Genomic DNA, 13,422 nt, shown 5'->3' on the forward strand with positions numbered 1-13,422 from the left:
GATGACGCCGCGCGCCCTGGCGCCGTGGCCGGTAAAACCTGGAGGTACAATGACTAAAACGACTTTCCTCAATTTTGAACAGCCGATCGCGGAACTCGATTCCAAGATCGAAGAGTTGCGCTTCGTGCAAGACGATTCGGCCGTCGACATCTCGGAAGAGATCGACCGCCTGGCCAAGAAGAGCCAGCAGCTGACAAAAGATATCTACGCCAAGCTGACCCCTTGGCAAGTGGCGCAGATCGCGCGCCACCCGCAACGCCCCTACACCATGGATTACGTGAATGAAATCTTTACCGATTTCCACGAATTGCATGGCGACCGCAGCTACGCGGACGATCTGTCCGTCGTCGGCGGCCTGGCCCGCTTCAACGGCCAGCCGTGCATGGTCATCGGTCACCAGAAGGGCCGCGACACGAAAGAGCGCGCCATGCGCAATTTCGGCATGCCGAAGCCGGAAGGCTACCGCAAGGCCATGCGCCTGATGAAAGTGGCTGAAAAGTTCAACTTGCCGATCTTTACTTTTGTGGACACGCCAGGCGCCTTCCCCGGCATCGACGCGGAAGAGCGCGGCCAGTCGGAAGCCATCGGCCACAACCTGTACGTGATGGCCGAGCTGAAAGTGCCGCTGATCGCCACCATCATCGGTGAAGGCGGTTCCGGCGGCGCACTGGCCATCGCCGTGGGCGACGCCGTGCTGATGCTGCAATACTCGACCTATGCCGTGATCTCGCCGGAAGGCTGCGCCTCGATCCTGTGGAAGAGCGCCGAGCGCGCCTCCGACGCGGCCGAAGCGCTGGGCCTGACTGCCCACCGCCTGAAAGCCATGGGTCTGATCGACAAGATCATCAACGAACCATTGGGCGGCGCCCACCGCGATCCGAAACAGATGGCGACCTTGCTCAAACGCGCACTGGCCGACACCCTGCGCCAGTTCCAGGGCATGAAAACCAAGGACCTGCTGGCCGCGCGCCATGAAAAACTGCTGAGCTACGGCAAGTTCAAGGAAACCACGCCGAGCGAGTAAGGCTGGGGTCAGACCCGTCGGGTCTGACCCCAAATGTAAGCCAACATAGCATTCAAACACCAGGGACAGCCAGCTAAACGACACCATCCGTTTAGCAGCCTGTCCCTCTTTGCATTCCCGGAGTCCTGATTGAAAAAGCAACAAACCGCCACCGTCGCCGACATTTTCGCCAGTGCGTTGGACGCCTGCGCGCCGCCAGCGGGCGGCCCCATCGCCATCGCCCTCAGCGGCGGCCTCGATTCCTCGGCCCTGCTGCACCTGGCCCATGCCTGGGTGCAAGAGCACGGCGTGGCTCTGCACGCCTTTCACGTGCACCACGGTCTGAGCCCGAATGCGGATGCCTGGCTGGCCCACTGCGAACAATTGTGCGCCGGCATGGGCGTCGCTTTCGAGGCGCGCAAGGTCACCCTGGAGAAAAATGCGAAGACGGGCACGGAAGAGGCGGCCCGCAAGCGCCGTTACGCGGCCCTGGGCCAGCTGTGCGCCGCGCACGGCGTGCGCCTGCTGCTCACTGCCCACCACCAGGATGATCAGGCGGAAACCGTGCTGCTGCAATTGCTGCGCGGCTCCGGCACGGCGGGCTTGTCCGGCATGGATGGCGCCAACAGCGCGCCCGAGCTGCTGGGCAATCCTGACCTGGTGATGGCGCGCCCCTTGCTGCCCGTGTCGCGCAAGCAGCTGGAAAGCTACGTGGAAAAACATGCGATCGCGCACATACACGACGAATCGAACGACGATCCCCGCTTTGCCCGCAATGCCTTGCGGCATCAGGTGATGCCCGTGCTGGCGCAGGCCTTTCCCGGTTTCCAGGAACGCTTCGCCCGCAGCGCCCAGCACGCGCAATCGGCGCAGCGCCTGCTGACGGAACTGGCGACGCAGGATTTGGCGGCGTGCCTTGATGGCGATTGCATCGAGCTGGCGAAATTGCGCGCGCTGAGCGCGGACCGCTGCTACAACCTGCTGCGCCACTGGTTCGGCACGCGCGGCTTGCGCATGCCGTCGACGGCGTGGCTGGCGGAAATGCTGGCGCAATTGCTGGAAGCGCGGCCCGATGCGCAACTGCTGGTCACGCATCCCGAATGCCACGTGCGGCGCCACCGCGACCGGTTGTACCTGACGCCGAAGCTCGATGACCTGGCCGGCATGCGCGACGTGAGCGACGCGGGCATTCCCGGCCTGGAAAAGGCCAGCCAGGAATTTACGTGGCAAGGCGAAGCGAGCCTGGCGTTCCCCGCGTATGGCGGCGTGCTGCATTTCGATGCGGTGGAAGAGGGCGGCCAGGGTATCGATATTGCCTGGTTGCAAGCTCAAACCTTGACCATCGATTTCCGCCAGGGTGGCGAGCGCCTGAAACTGGCCTTGAACCGTCCCACGAAGAGCTTGAAATACCACTACCAGGCGTTTGACGTGCCCGCCTGGGAGCGCGAACGCCTGCCCCTTGTCTGTGCGGCGCAACAATTGCTGTTCGCGGCCGGTATAGGCCTCGATTGCCATTGCCTGAGTCTGCTGGATCGCCCCCGCGTCGCCTTGCGCTGGCTCTCCTGCTGAGCGCAGGGGCAGCTGCCACGGCCACTCCCGGGGCGGCCGCCAAGCGGCTGTCCAAGCCAGCTGGACTGCATGGATTGGTTATTTCCATATGCGCAATCGGTATGAGCTAATGCGCTTTTTAGCTTGTTATTTTGCATTGCGGCATGTAGAGTAAAGCCCTCCTTTTTTATTCTTCTTGAGCGGAAACTTCACTCTTATGGCTTTAATCGTCCACAAATATGGCGGTACGTCGATGGGCTCGACTGACCGTATCAAGAATGTCGCCAAGCGCGTTGCCAAGTGGCACGACGCTGGGCATCAAATCGTGGTGGTGCCATCCGCCATGTCGGGCGAAACCAACCGCCTGATTGGACTGGCCAAGGAAATCATGGATCAACCCGATCCCCGTGAACTTGACATGATCGCCTCGACAGGCGAACAAGTGTCCGTCGGCCTATTGTCGATGGCACTGCTGGCGATCGGCAAACAAGCCGTATCCTATGCTGGCTGGCAAGTCGCGATCAAGACCGATTCCGCCTTTACCAAGGCACGCATCCAGTCGATCGATGACGAAAAAGTCAAACGCGACCTCGATGCGGGCAAGATTGTCATCATTACCGGTTTCCAGGGCGTCGACGAACACGACAACATCGCGACCCTGGGCCGCGGCGGTTCCGACACCTCGGCCGTGGCGATCGCCGCCGCCATGAAGGCGTCCGAATGCCTGATCTTCACGGACGTCGACGGCGTCTACACGACCGACCCGCGCGTGGTCTCCGAGGCGCGCCGCCTGAAGACCATCACCTTTGAAGAAATGCTGGAACTGGCTTCGCTGGGCTCCAAAGTGCTGCAAACGCGTTCGGTGGAATTCGCCGGCAACTACCGCGTTCCCACGCGCGTGCTGTCGTCGCTGACCGACCCGATGTTGCCGCTGGAAATAGAAGCCAATTCAGGCACCCTGATTTCGTTTGAGGAAGATACAAACATGGAACAAGCAGTCATCTCCGGCATCGCCTTCAACCGCGATGAAGCCAAAATCACCGTGCTCGGCGTGCCCGACCGTCCAGGCGTGGCATACCACATCCTGGGACCGGTGGCGGACGCGAACATCGAAGTCGACATGATCATACAGAATCAGTCGGTCGACGGTAAAACGGACTTCACCTTCACCGTCTCGCGCGGCGAATACACGCGCGCGCTGGCCGTGCTGGAAGCGAACCGCGAATCGCTGGGCGCGGCCAGCATCACGGGCGACGCGAAAGTGTCGAAACTGTCCGTCGTCGGCGTGGGCATGCGCAGCCACGTTGGCGTCGCATCGCAAATGTTCCGTACCCTGTCGGAAGAGGGCATCAACATCATGATGATCTCCACTTCCGAGATCAAGATCTCCGTGCTGATCGATGAAAAGTACATGGAACTGGCCGTGCGCGCGCTGCATAAAGCGTTCGAGCTGGAAAAAGCTTAAATATCCAAAAATATTGCCCCGCGCCCTTGACCAAAGGGGGGGCAATCGATATTATGACGTTCGTCGCTGCAGCGCAGTTAGCTACAGAGACATAGTTGAGTAATCAGCTAGGAGACGTGGCCGAGTGGCCGAAGGCACATCCCTGCTAAGGATGCATACGGCTTATACCTGTATCGTGGGTTCGAATCCCACCGTCTCCGCCAGAATCAAATAAAAAAGCCTCCCCTGCGGGAGGCTTTTTTATTTGTCTGGACGGAACGGTGGGATTCGAAGACGGAGCGCCCTAAGGGGCGCGAGGCTATTCGAATCGCCATTCTGCCGCGCCCCGCGCGGCCCCGCTGGCCGCGCAGCGGCCAGCGCCGTCCCCTCATCTCAGGCACTCGCAGCCAGCTCTCCCACCGGCGCCATGCCCCACACCAGCATCCATGCCGACATGGAGTGGTGAACGTACGGTGGCTCAATGAATTTTTGCAAGATTACATCTTATAAAAAGTGATCGAACAAGCGCGACTCAATGAATCGTTTGCCAGAAAGAATGCGCACAATCGCTGGCCGACAGCCCCGCATACCCCTACGGCGCACGCGCGCATACACAAATAGAAATGATTCTCATTTATAATTCGAGTCAAGGTCGTAACATGGGCGGGCGCCAGCGCGCCGCGGGCAGTGGAGGAGGCACAATGGACAGTTTGTATGGTATCGAGGATGAGATCGCGCACGAGCATCGCGTGCTGATGGGGGAGTACGGTCGCGCGCAGGTGCGTTGCAGTGCGCAGCTGGCTGCACAGGCGGCCCGCATCGCGCAGCTGGAGTCGGAATTGATGCGCGCGCGGGCGCTGGTGGTGATCCGCGATACACAGCTGGCGCTGGCGCGCGACGAGCTGGCCGAACTGGCGGCCAGCGTGCCGGGCTTGCCGACGCGTGCCAGGCTGGCGCGCAAGGTCGAGTGGCTCAGCGAGCGCGTGCAGGACCTGATGCGCGAGTTGCTGCGCCTGCAGTGGCTGCCCGCGCCAGCCATGCAGGCCGATGTGCGCGAAAAAGCCGTGCTGTATGTGGGCAGCTATCTGGACCCGAATGCGGGCCAGCAGGCCGCCGGCGCCAACGTGGCGCAGCAGGCCATCGAGCAGGCTGGCGGGCGCTTCCTGCACCATGCGGGCGGCGACGACGGCGCCGATGACGTGGCCGCCCTGGAAGCGGGCCTGGTGGCGGCCGACCTGGTGATTTGCCAGACGGGCTGCGTCAGCCACGACGCCTACTGGCGCGTGCACGACCACTGCAAGCGCACGGGCAAGCAGTGCGTGCTGGTGGACCAGCCGCAAGCCATGCATTTCGTGCGCAAGGAGGCGCTGCTTACCTGACGCCTGTTGCTTCCTGGCCGAGTCCGATGCCGGCGTCGTATCCGACGCGCGCCGTTTCGCGCAGCAGGGTGGGCTGCGACAGGTGCTGGATCATGTGGCCTGCGCCGGGCAGCAAGGTCAGTTCGCTGTTGTCCAGCTCATCGTGCAGGCGCGCGGAATGGTAGCTGGCGCTGACGATCGCATCCTCGCGACCGGCCACGATGGACACGGGCATGCGCAGTTCCGGGTAGTGTTTGCGCAGCACCGCCGCGCTCGGAATCATCATGGCCGTTTCTTCCGCCTCGGCGCGTAACTGGCCTGGCCGCAGCATCATCCACGGCGACAGGCGTTTGAAACTGTCCGGCACCGCCGAGGGCGCGAACGCGCGTTTGACCAGCAGGGGCCACATCAGGCGTCCCAGCAGCGGCGATACGGTATGGCTGAGCACGTCGCCGATGACGGGGATGGCCGGCGTTGCCGTGAGTACATCGAAGCGCACGCTGGGATAGTAGTAGCCGGAAGCGAGCACCAGGGCTTGCACCAGCTGCGGCTGCTGCAGGGCCATCGAGATCGCCACCAGGGTGCCCCACGAGTGCGCCAGCACGACGGCGCGGTGTACGCCCAGCTGCCCGAGCGCGGCCGCCAGCAGCGCGGCCTGGGCGGCCGGCGTCCACAGCGTGCCGCGCGGCCGGCTGCTGTAGCCGAAGCCGGGCCGGTCGAAGGCGATCACGCGGTGCGTGCGCGCCAGCTGCTCGAACAGGCCCGCATGGCGAAAATCCTCCGCGATCACGCCGTTTCCATGCAATAGCACGATGACGGGACCTTCACCCTGGCTCAGGTAGTGCAGCCGCGTGCCGTGCACATCGAGAAATTGGCCTGCCGGCGGATGCGCGCGCTCCGCCTGCCGGCTGCGGCTGCGGACCAACAGCCACGCCGCGCCCAGGGCCAGCGCACCGAGGGCCCAGCCCGTACGTGCCTGTGCCGGCACCGGCGCGCCCTTCGCCACCACCTTGTTGATGTCTTTGTTCATCTCTTGCTCCCGTGCGAGTGTGCAGGCATCCATGATGCCCATGGCAGCCTGCTGGCGCGGTAGGCGCGCTGCGGTGCCTGGCGTAGGAAAAAGGCCCGCTCGTCTTTGCCGCGTGGCGCTGCCCGGCGGAGCTTGAGGCACAATGGGCGCCTTGACTGTTGATGAAAGCGCCCATGCTGTCCCTGCAAATCGGTCCCCTGGCCCTGCCCACGGGCCTCGTCCTGCTGTTCGTTTCCCTGTGCGTCGCCTACGGCGTGGCGTGGTGGCTGCGCAGATCACGCCAGTTGCTGGACGCCGGTCCCCTCGTTTCCGACATGCTGATCGCCGGCCTGCTGGCGGCGCGGCTGGTCTTCGTCTTGCGCTGGCACGAACAGTACCTGGCCGCGCCCTGGTCCATCATCAATATCCGCGATGGCGGCTTCCTCGCGCCGGCCGGCATCGCGGCCGCGCTGGCCATCGCCGCGTGGCGCTGCCGGCGTACCGCCATGGCGGCCATGCGCCGTCCGCTGGCCATCAGCGTGGCGGCCGGCGCAATGGCCTGGGGCGTGTTGAACGCGGGGATCTCGCTGGCCTACAACAAGCCGACGGCCTTGCCGGCCGTGGCCCTGCATGCGCTCGACGGCGCGCCAACGAGCCTGGCCGCGCTGGCCGGCGGCAAGCCGCTGGTGGTGAACCTGTGGGCCAGCTGGTGTCCGCCATGCCGGCGCGAGATGCCCGTGCTGGCCGCCGCGCAGCAGGCGCGCGCCGATATCGTCTTCGTATATGCGAACCAGCGCGAGGATGCGGCGGCGGCCAGCGCTTTCCTGGGCAGGAGCGGCGTGACCCTGCGCAATGTGGTGCTCGACAGCGGGGCGGCGCTGGGCAAGGCGGCCGGTTCCTCGGCCCTGCCCACCACCCTGTTTTATGACGCGCGGGGGCGCCTGGTCGATACGCATCTGGGCGAACTGTCCGATGCCTCGCTGGCCAGCAAGCTGCAAAAGATCGCGCCTGCTCCTTGAGGCGGGCATGCCTTGTCGATGTAGTGTGGTGCTTTCTGATAGTATACCCCCCTATAGTATTTATCAAGGTGGAATCATGGGACACACGGCGCACAACAAGACGAAGCTGCTCAATCGCGTGAAGCGTATTCGGGGCCAGGTGGAAGGCCTGGAGCGGGGCCTGGAAGAGGGCCGCGACTGCGGCGAAGTGCTGCAGCTGATCGCCGCCGTGCGCGGCGCCGTCAATGGCCTGATGGCCGAAGTCATCGAAGAACACTTGCGCGAGCACGTGGCCAGTCCCGATATCTCCGGCGAGGAGCGGGCCAGGGGCGCCGACGACATCGCGGGCATCCTGCGCACCTACCTCAAATAATCGATCAGAAAGAACGTCATGAAAACGCAATCCCTCGGCGAAGACCTCTCCGCCTGGCAGCACGAACACGTTTTTGACGCAGCCAATGGCAAGGCCGAACGCCGCGCGCGTATCGTCATGTGGATCACGCTGGCCACCATGGTGCTGGAAATCGTCGCCGGCTGGTGGTACAACTCCATGGCGCTGCTGGCCGATGGCTGGCATATGAGTTCGCACGCGCTGGCCATCGGCCTGGCCGCGTTTGCGTATGCGGCCGCGCGCCGCTATGCGCGCGACCCCCGCTTTGCCTTCGGCACGTGGAAGATCGAAGTGCTGGCCGGCTACACGAGCGCCATCCTGCTGCTGGGCGTGGCCGTGCTGATGGTCGTGGCCTCGCTCGAGCGCCTGTTCTCGCCGCAGCCCATTCACTATCCGCAGGCGATGGTGGTGGCGGCCATCGGCCTGGCGGTCAACCTCGTGTGCGCGCTGATCCTCGGCGGGCATCACGACCACGATCACCACCATGGCCACGGGCATCACCATCACGACCATCACGGCCACCACGATCACCACGGCCATGGCGAAGACTTGAACATGAAGGCCGCATACATCCACGTACTGGCCGATGCCGCCACGTCCGTGCTGGCCATCGTCGCGCTGGGCGGCGCTTGGGTTTACGGCTGGCAGTGGCTCGATCCCGTGATGGGTATCGCGGGCGCCGTGCTGGTGGCCCTGTGGGCGAAAAAGCTGATGCAGGAGACGGGCAAGGTCTTGCTGGACCGCGAGATGGACCACCCCGTGGTGGATGAAATCCGCGAGGCCGTGGAAGTGGAAAGCGCCGGCGACACGCCGCGTATCGTCGACCTGCACGTCTGGCGAGTTGGCAAGCAGCTGTATTCGTGCGCCTTGTCCGTCGTCAGCCGCGATGCAGCATTGACGGCCGCCGAGCTGCGCGCGCGCATCGGCATCCACGAGGAAATCGTCCACAGCACCATCGAGATTATTCGCCGGCCTTGACAATGATGGTGAAACAAGCCCGCTGATGCGGGGCGTAGGCAGTATAATGTCGGCTTTTACAGCACGCGCTGTTCACCAGACAGAGAAGAAAATGAGCACATTACCTCCATGCCCGCAATGCAAATCCGAATTCACGTACGAAGATGGCAGCCAGTTGATCTGCCCTGAATGCGCGCATGAATGGTCGGCCACTGCTGGCGAAGCGGTCGAAGAGGGCGCCAAGGTGTACCGCGATTCGGCCGGCAACATCCTGCAGGACGGCGACACGGTCAGCGTCATCAAGGACTTGAAATTGAAGGGCGGCGGCGGTGTCGTCAAGATGGGCACCAAGGTCAAGAACATCCGCCTGGTCGACAGCGACCACGATATCGACTGCAAGATCGACGGTTTCGGTTCCATGAGCCTGAAAACGGAATTCGTCAAGAAGGTCTAAAGCTTTTACCCGTAACACGGCGCGCTGGTTTCATTCCGGCGCGCCGTTTTTTTATTCAGACGCCATGCAAATCGATCACCTCCGCCAGCGCCTGCGCGCCCTGGGCGCCAAGCCTCTGCACGAACAGCGCATGCTGCGCGACTGGATACAGGGCCAGCCGCACGACCAGGGCCGGCGCCGCGCCGAGGATTTTTTGCCGCTGCCCGTGCGCGAGGCCTTGCCCGCGCTCGACCTGGAATTGCAGGGCATGCTGAAGCTGCTCAGCACCCATCCGGGCGCCGACGGTTCCGCGCGCCTGCTGGTGGGGTTGCACGACGGCCAGACGGTGGAAAGCGTGCTGCTGCCGCGCGACGGCCTGTGCGTATCGAGCCAGGTTGGTTGCGCCGTCGGCTGCCAGTTCTGCATGACGGGCCGCGACGGCTTGATCCGGCAAGTGACCAGCGGAGAAATTGTCGCCCAGGTGGTACTGGCGCGCACCATGCGCCCCGTAAAAAAAGTCGTCTTCATGGGCATGGGTGAACCGGCGCATAACCTGAACAATGTGATGGAAGCGATCGAGTTGCTGGGCACCGAGGGCAATATCGGCCACAAGAACCTCGTGTTTTCCACGGTGGGCGACCCGCGTGCCTTCGAGCGCCTGCCGCAAGGTCGTGTCAAGCCGGCGCTGGCGCTGTCGCTGCACACGACCAGGCCGGCGCTGCGCGAACAGCTGCTGCCCCGCGCGCCCAAGCTCACTCCGCGCGAACTGGTGGACTTCGGCGAGTCGTATGCGCGCCTGACCGCCTACCCGGTGCAGTACCAGTGGACCCTGATGGAAGGCGTCAACGATGGCGACGACGAGATGGATGGCATCGTGGAACTCCTGAAGGGCAAGTACGCGGTGCTCAACATGATCCCGTATAACACCATAGCCGACTTGCCGTTCAAGCGCCCCAGCTGGGAAAAGGCGCGCGCCATTGCCGCCGCCCTGCACGCGCGGGGCGTGCTGACCAAATTGCGCGATTCGGCCGGGCAGGACGTGGAGGGCGGCTGCGGGCAGTTACGGGCGCGCGAAGCGAAGGGCAAGGTCATTCCCATCCGCGCCAGCGTGGCGGCGTAGGTCGGATTAGCGGAGCGTAATCCGACATTCGCATATACTCCAACAATGGTGTCGGATTACGCGGTGCCCGCTAATCCGGCCAACGTGACTGAGCAAATTGCGCGATTCGGCCGTGGAAGGTGGCTGCGGGCAGTTACGGGCGCGCGAAGCGAAGGGCAAGGTCATCCCCATCCACGTCAGCGTGGCGGCGTAGGTCGGATTAGCGGAGCGTAATCCGACATTCGAGCATACGCCAACAATGGTGTCGGCTCACATCCCACCCAGCAAATCGTTTTCATTCAAGATCGCAAACGCGATCTCGGGGTGCGCGGCCAGGCAGCGCCGCACGGCGGCCGGAATGGCGGCGCGCGTCTTGCGGCACAGGCCGGGCCGCTCCAGCAGGCGGATCTGGAAGCCGCGCACGGTGCGCACTTCGCCGCTGCCCGGCGTAATCTGCAATTCCACGCCCAGGTTTTTCTTCAGTAGCAGTTGCAGCTTCCGCAACTGCGCATGGGTGGCGATGTCCTCGATGTGCGCGAGCAGGCGCTTTTCTTCCGTCAGGTTCAGGCGCAGGATGGACAGATCCGCCTGCGCATCGCCGAGCAGGCGCTCGCGTTCGCAGTTGCACAACTGCGGCGGACACTCCTTGCGGACTTCAAAGTCGACGATACGCATGTACGGCTTCCAATGGCAACCCCGGATGTCAAGTATCGTCCGCCGCCTGGCGCATGTCAATCGGCGCGGGCTGGCGATCAGGCGGCATGAATGGCCTGCCGTCGGGACGAAGTGGGTGCTCCCTATTCTGGCACACAATCGTGCGCGGCCTTGACCGCGTGTCTTGGCGCGCGCGCCGCCCTGTGTTGTAATGTTGATCATCCCGACTGAGCACGCAAGGCCATGAGAACCCGCATCAAGATCTGCTGTATCGCTTCCATCGACGAAGCGCAACTGGCCATTGCCGCCGGCGCCGACGCGCTGGGCCTGGTGGCGGCCATGCCGTCCGGTCCCGGCCCGATTCCCGACGCGCGCATCGCACAGATCGCCGCCTGGACGCCGCCGCCCGTGGCCACGTTCCTGCTGACGTCCGAGACGACGGCGCAAGCCATCGCCGAACACGTGCGCGCCACGCAGCCATCGACCGTGCAGATCGTCGGCCATATCGACCCGGGCGAGGTCGAGAAACTGGCGCGCTTGCTGCCGCACGTGCGGCGCGTGCAGGTGATCCACGTGGAGGGGCCGGAGGCGCTGGACCTGATTCCCGCCTACGCGCCCCACGTCCATGCTTTCCTGCTCGACTCGGGGCGTCCCGGCGCGGTGGTGCCGGAACTGGGCGGCACGGGCCGCACGCACGACTGGTCCGTCAGCGCGCGTTTCGTGCGCGCCAGCCCCCGTCCCGTTTTTCTGGCCGGCGGCCTCGATGCGAACAATGTGATGGACGCGCTGCGCCAGGTGCGCCCCTACGGCATCGACTTGTGTTCGCGCGTGCGCACGGATGGCCAGCTCGACGTCATGAAGCTGGCCTTGCTGATGGCGGCCGTGCGCGACGTCGATGCGGCGCTGTATGCGGAAGGCTAGAGTGTATTCATCTCGCGCACGAACGCTTCCGTAAACGCGGCCACCATGCCGCTGGCCGCGCGCGGCGAGATCAGGCCGACGACGGAGTGTGATTCCTCGTCCGGCAGCGCGATGAAACGCACGCCCGGCGGCGCCACCAGGCGCATGCTGTCGGGGACGATGGCGATGCCCATGTTGGCCTCGATCAGGTTCAGCTGCGACGTCTTGCGCGACAGGGCGCGCGCCGCCTTCGGAAAGAAACCCTGCGCCAGGCACAGGCCCGCCACCAGGTAGCTGAGGCCTCCGCGGTCCTTGTGCGGGATCGAGACGAACGCTTCGTCGCGCAGGGCGGCAATCGTCGTGCGTCCCAGTGCGGCCAGCGGCGACGCCGCCGACACGGCCACCACCAGCTTTTCTGCAAACAGTTCGCGCACGACGATGTTGGCGTGCTTGCGCAGGGTGGGCAGGCGTACGAGGCCCAGGTCGGCGCGGCCTTCCTCGATGTCGGCAGCCTGGTTTTCCGACGATCCCTTCGACACATCGAGCGAAACGCCGGGGAACTGCGCCAGCAGGCGGTTCAGCACGGCGCCGATGGCGGGCGTGAGGGTGACGGAGCTTGAATGCAGCAGGCGGATGATGCCTTGCGCGCCTTGTCCCACGTGGCGCGTCTGGCGCACGGTTTCGTCGATGTCGTCGAGGATGCGCCTGGCCCGTTCATAAAAGACCTGTCCTGCGGGCGTGAGCTCGATATGGCGTGCGTCGCGCGTCAGCAGCAGGGCTTGTACCTCGCCCTCGAGTTCCTTGATCTGCCGGCTCAGGGCCGACTGCGCGATGTACAGCTTTTCCGCCGCGCGCGAGTAGCTGCCCGCATCGACGACTTCGACAAAGTAGCGGAACTGTCTGATGGAAATCAATCGTATGCCTTTTCGAGATCGGAGACTGCCTGATTTGATATTGGCCCGGTCCCGCCGTTCGCGCTACAGTGCCTGGTCTGCTGTCACTGCAAAGGAAAGGCCATGCTGGAATTGATCGGGGTGCTGGGACTGCTCGTCAGTATTATCGTAAAACTGATTTTCGTCCAGATCGGCGGAGCTGATAAAGGGAAAGAAGATTAATATGCCAGGGTCGCGACGTAGGGTGCAGGCAGGGGCAGGGCGTGCGAGCGGCAGCCGGTGTGCCGTCCATCCCACTCCATCAATTGTAAACCCGCGCACTTGAGCGCCGCCTCGCGCGCCGTCCACGCCTGCGCCAGCGCCAATGGGCGCTGCGCATCGGGACAGGCGGCCAGTTCCTCGGCCACCAGCGGCCCCAGATAATCGCGCGCCAGATGGAACCAGTCGCCAATGTCCTGCACGCGCATCACGTCGATGCCGACAGGACCATGCAGGCTGATGGCGGCCAGCGACAGTCCCTCGTCATGGCTGAACGACAGGCTGGCAACGCCGCCGGCCAGCAGCAAGCGGGGAGGGGCGCCCGGCGTCGACGCCACCGAAATCGTCTCGACATTTAATTTCAGCCACTGCGCCGCCGCCTCGCATACGGCGGCGCGGATGCGCAGGCGCGCTTCGGCGCGCGGCAGCACGGCGGCGATGCCGATCACCAGCACGCCATCCCCGGACCAGAGCACC

Annotated in this window: 14 protein-coding genes and 1 tRNA gene; 11 read left to right on the forward strand and 4 right to left on the reverse strand. The window is 64.1% G+C overall.

Annotation, left to right across the window (positions count from 1 at the left end):
* Nucleotides 1-49: 49 nt before the first annotated feature.
* From AC4BCN_RS11360 to AC4BCN_RS11380, 5 genes are all read left to right on the forward strand, one after another.
* Nucleotides 50-1,024, forward strand: coding sequence for an acetyl-CoA carboxylase carboxyltransferase subunit alpha (locus AC4BCN_RS11360; RefSeq protein WP_034784047.1), 975 nt, complete (start codon nt 50-52; stop codon nt 1,022-1,024).
* A gap of 129 nt (nt 1,025-1,153) precedes the next feature.
* Nucleotides 1,154-2,572, forward strand: coding sequence for a tRNA lysidine(34) synthetase TilS (gene tilS, locus AC4BCN_RS11365; protein ID WP_490493320.1), 1,419 nt, complete (start codon nt 1,154-1,156; stop codon nt 2,570-2,572).
* Nucleotides 2,573-2,768: 196 nt separating this feature from the next.
* Nucleotides 2,769-4,016 carry an aspartate kinase gene (locus AC4BCN_RS11370; protein WP_034756957.1) on the forward strand — a complete coding sequence of 416 codons (1,248 nt, stop codon included), beginning with the start codon at nt 2,769-2,771 and terminating at the stop codon, nt 4,014-4,016.
* 110 nt (nt 4,017-4,126) lie between these two features.
* A tRNA-Ser gene (locus AC4BCN_RS11375) sits at nt 4,127-4,219 on the forward strand.
* 618 nt (nt 4,220-4,837) lie between these two features.
* The gene (locus tag AC4BCN_RS11380; protein ID WP_490493595.1) at nt 4,838-5,374 is read left to right on the forward strand and encodes a DUF2325 domain-containing protein; all 537 of its coding nucleotides are present in this window, start codon (nt 4,838-4,840) and stop codon (nt 5,372-5,374) included.
* Here the strand turns inward: AC4BCN_RS11380 and AC4BCN_RS11385 are convergent.
* Nucleotides 5,367-6,383 (reverse strand): alpha/beta fold hydrolase, encoded by a 1,017-nt coding sequence (locus AC4BCN_RS11385; RefSeq protein WP_490493321.1) that lies wholly within the window; start codon nt 6,381-6,383, stop codon nt 5,367-5,369. The two genes, AC4BCN_RS11380 and AC4BCN_RS11385, sit on opposite strands and share 8 nt — an antisense overlap.
* Nucleotides 6,384-6,556: 173 nt before the next feature.
* On the opposite strand from AC4BCN_RS11385, the gene AC4BCN_RS11390 reads away from it, so the two are divergent.
* The 5 genes from AC4BCN_RS11390 (at nt 6,557) to AC4BCN_RS11410 (ending at nt 10,261) form a co-directional block, all read left to right on the forward strand.
* On the forward strand, nt 6,557-7,381 hold the full coding sequence (locus AC4BCN_RS11390) for a TlpA family protein disulfide reductase (RefSeq protein WP_490493322.1): 825 nt from the start codon (nt 6,557-6,559) through the stop codon (nt 7,379-7,381).
* 76 nt (nt 7,382-7,457) lie between these two features.
* Nucleotides 7,458-7,733 (forward strand): metal/formaldehyde-sensitive transcriptional repressor, encoded by a 276-nt coding sequence (locus tag AC4BCN_RS11395; RefSeq protein WP_034756961.1) that lies wholly within the window; start codon nt 7,458-7,460, stop codon nt 7,731-7,733.
* Nucleotides 7,734-7,751: 18 nt separating this feature from the next.
* Nucleotides 7,752-8,729 (forward strand): CDF family Co(II)/Ni(II) efflux transporter DmeF, encoded by a 978-nt coding sequence (dmeF, locus tag AC4BCN_RS11400; protein ID WP_490493323.1) that lies wholly within the window; start codon nt 7,752-7,754, stop codon nt 8,727-8,729.
* Between the two features lie 91 nt (nt 8,730-8,820).
* On the forward strand, nt 8,821-9,162 hold the full coding sequence (locus tag AC4BCN_RS11405) for a zinc ribbon domain-containing protein YjdM (protein ID WP_034756972.1): 342 nt from the start codon (nt 8,821-8,823) through the stop codon (nt 9,160-9,162).
* A gap of 64 nt (nt 9,163-9,226) precedes the next feature.
* Nucleotides 9,227-10,261 carry an RNA methyltransferase gene (locus AC4BCN_RS11410; protein ID WP_490493324.1) on the forward strand — a complete coding sequence of 345 codons (1,035 nt, stop codon included), beginning with the start codon at nt 9,227-9,229 and terminating at the stop codon, nt 10,259-10,261.
* A 249-nt stretch (nt 10,262-10,510) separates the two neighbouring features.
* Here the strand turns inward: AC4BCN_RS11410 and AC4BCN_RS11415 are convergent, their stop codons facing one another.
* Nucleotides 10,511-10,915 (reverse strand): hypothetical protein, encoded by a 405-nt coding sequence (locus AC4BCN_RS11415; RefSeq protein ID WP_490493325.1) that lies wholly within the window; start codon nt 10,913-10,915, stop codon nt 10,511-10,513.
* 222 nt (nt 10,916-11,137) lie between these two features.
* Between AC4BCN_RS11415 and AC4BCN_RS11420 the strand changes: the two genes are divergently transcribed.
* Nucleotides 11,138-11,815 carry a phosphoribosylanthranilate isomerase gene (locus AC4BCN_RS11420; RefSeq protein WP_490493326.1) on the forward strand — a complete coding sequence of 226 codons (678 nt, stop codon included), beginning with the start codon at nt 11,138-11,140 and terminating at the stop codon, nt 11,813-11,815.
* On the opposite strand, the gene AC4BCN_RS11425 is transcribed toward AC4BCN_RS11420, so the two are convergent.
* Nucleotides 11,812-12,708, reverse strand: a complete 897-nt coding sequence (locus AC4BCN_RS11425; RefSeq protein ID WP_490493327.1) for a LysR family transcriptional regulator — start codon at nt 12,706-12,708, stop codon at nt 11,812-11,814. The genes AC4BCN_RS11420 and AC4BCN_RS11425 overlap by 4 nt on opposite strands.
* 197 nt (nt 12,709-12,905) lie before the next feature.
* Complete coding sequence (locus AC4BCN_RS11430) at nt 12,906-13,421, reverse strand: 4'-phosphopantetheinyl transferase family protein (RefSeq protein WP_490493328.1); 516 nt, start codon at nt 13,419-13,421, stop codon at nt 12,906-12,908.
* Nucleotide 13,422: the final 1 nt, after the last annotated feature.

This window comes from Janthinobacterium sp. Bl 1 (genome assembly GCF_058215535.1).

Coding starts and splice junctions, on each gene's coding strand:
- AC4BCN_RS11360 (WP_034784047.1), top strand. CDS start 50: ATGACTAAAACGACTTTCCTCAATTTTGAACAGCCGATCGCGGAACTC.
- AC4BCN_RS11370 (WP_034756957.1), top strand. CDS start 2,769: ATGGCTTTAATCGTCCACAAATATGGCGGTACGTCGATGGGCTCGACT.
- AC4BCN_RS11380 (WP_490493595.1), top strand. CDS start 4,838: ATGCGCGCGCGGGCGCTGGTGGTGATCCGCGATACACAGCTGGCGCTG.
- AC4BCN_RS11385 (WP_490493321.1), bottom strand. CDS start 6,383: ATGAACAAAGACATCAACAAGGTGGTGGCGAAGGGCGCGCCGGTGCCG.
- AC4BCN_RS11390 (WP_490493322.1), top strand. CDS start 6,557: ATGCTGTCCCTGCAAATCGGTCCCCTGGCCCTGCCCACGGGCCTCGTC.
- AC4BCN_RS11395 (WP_034756961.1), top strand. CDS start 7,458: ATGGGACACACGGCGCACAACAAGACGAAGCTGCTCAATCGCGTGAAG.
- dmeF (WP_490493323.1), top strand. CDS start 7,752: ATGAAAACGCAATCCCTCGGCGAAGACCTCTCCGCCTGGCAGCACGAA.
- AC4BCN_RS11405 (WP_034756972.1), top strand. CDS start 8,821: ATGAGCACATTACCTCCATGCCCGCAATGCAAATCCGAATTCACGTAC.
- AC4BCN_RS11410 (WP_490493324.1), top strand. CDS start 9,227: ATGCAAATCGATCACCTCCGCCAGCGCCTGCGCGCCCTGGGCGCCAAG.
- AC4BCN_RS11415 (WP_490493325.1), bottom strand. CDS start 10,915: ATGCGTATCGTCGACTTTGAAGTCCGCAAGGAGTGTCCGCCGCAGTTG.
- AC4BCN_RS11420 (WP_490493326.1), top strand. CDS start 11,138: ATGAGAACCCGCATCAAGATCTGCTGTATCGCTTCCATCGACGAAGCG.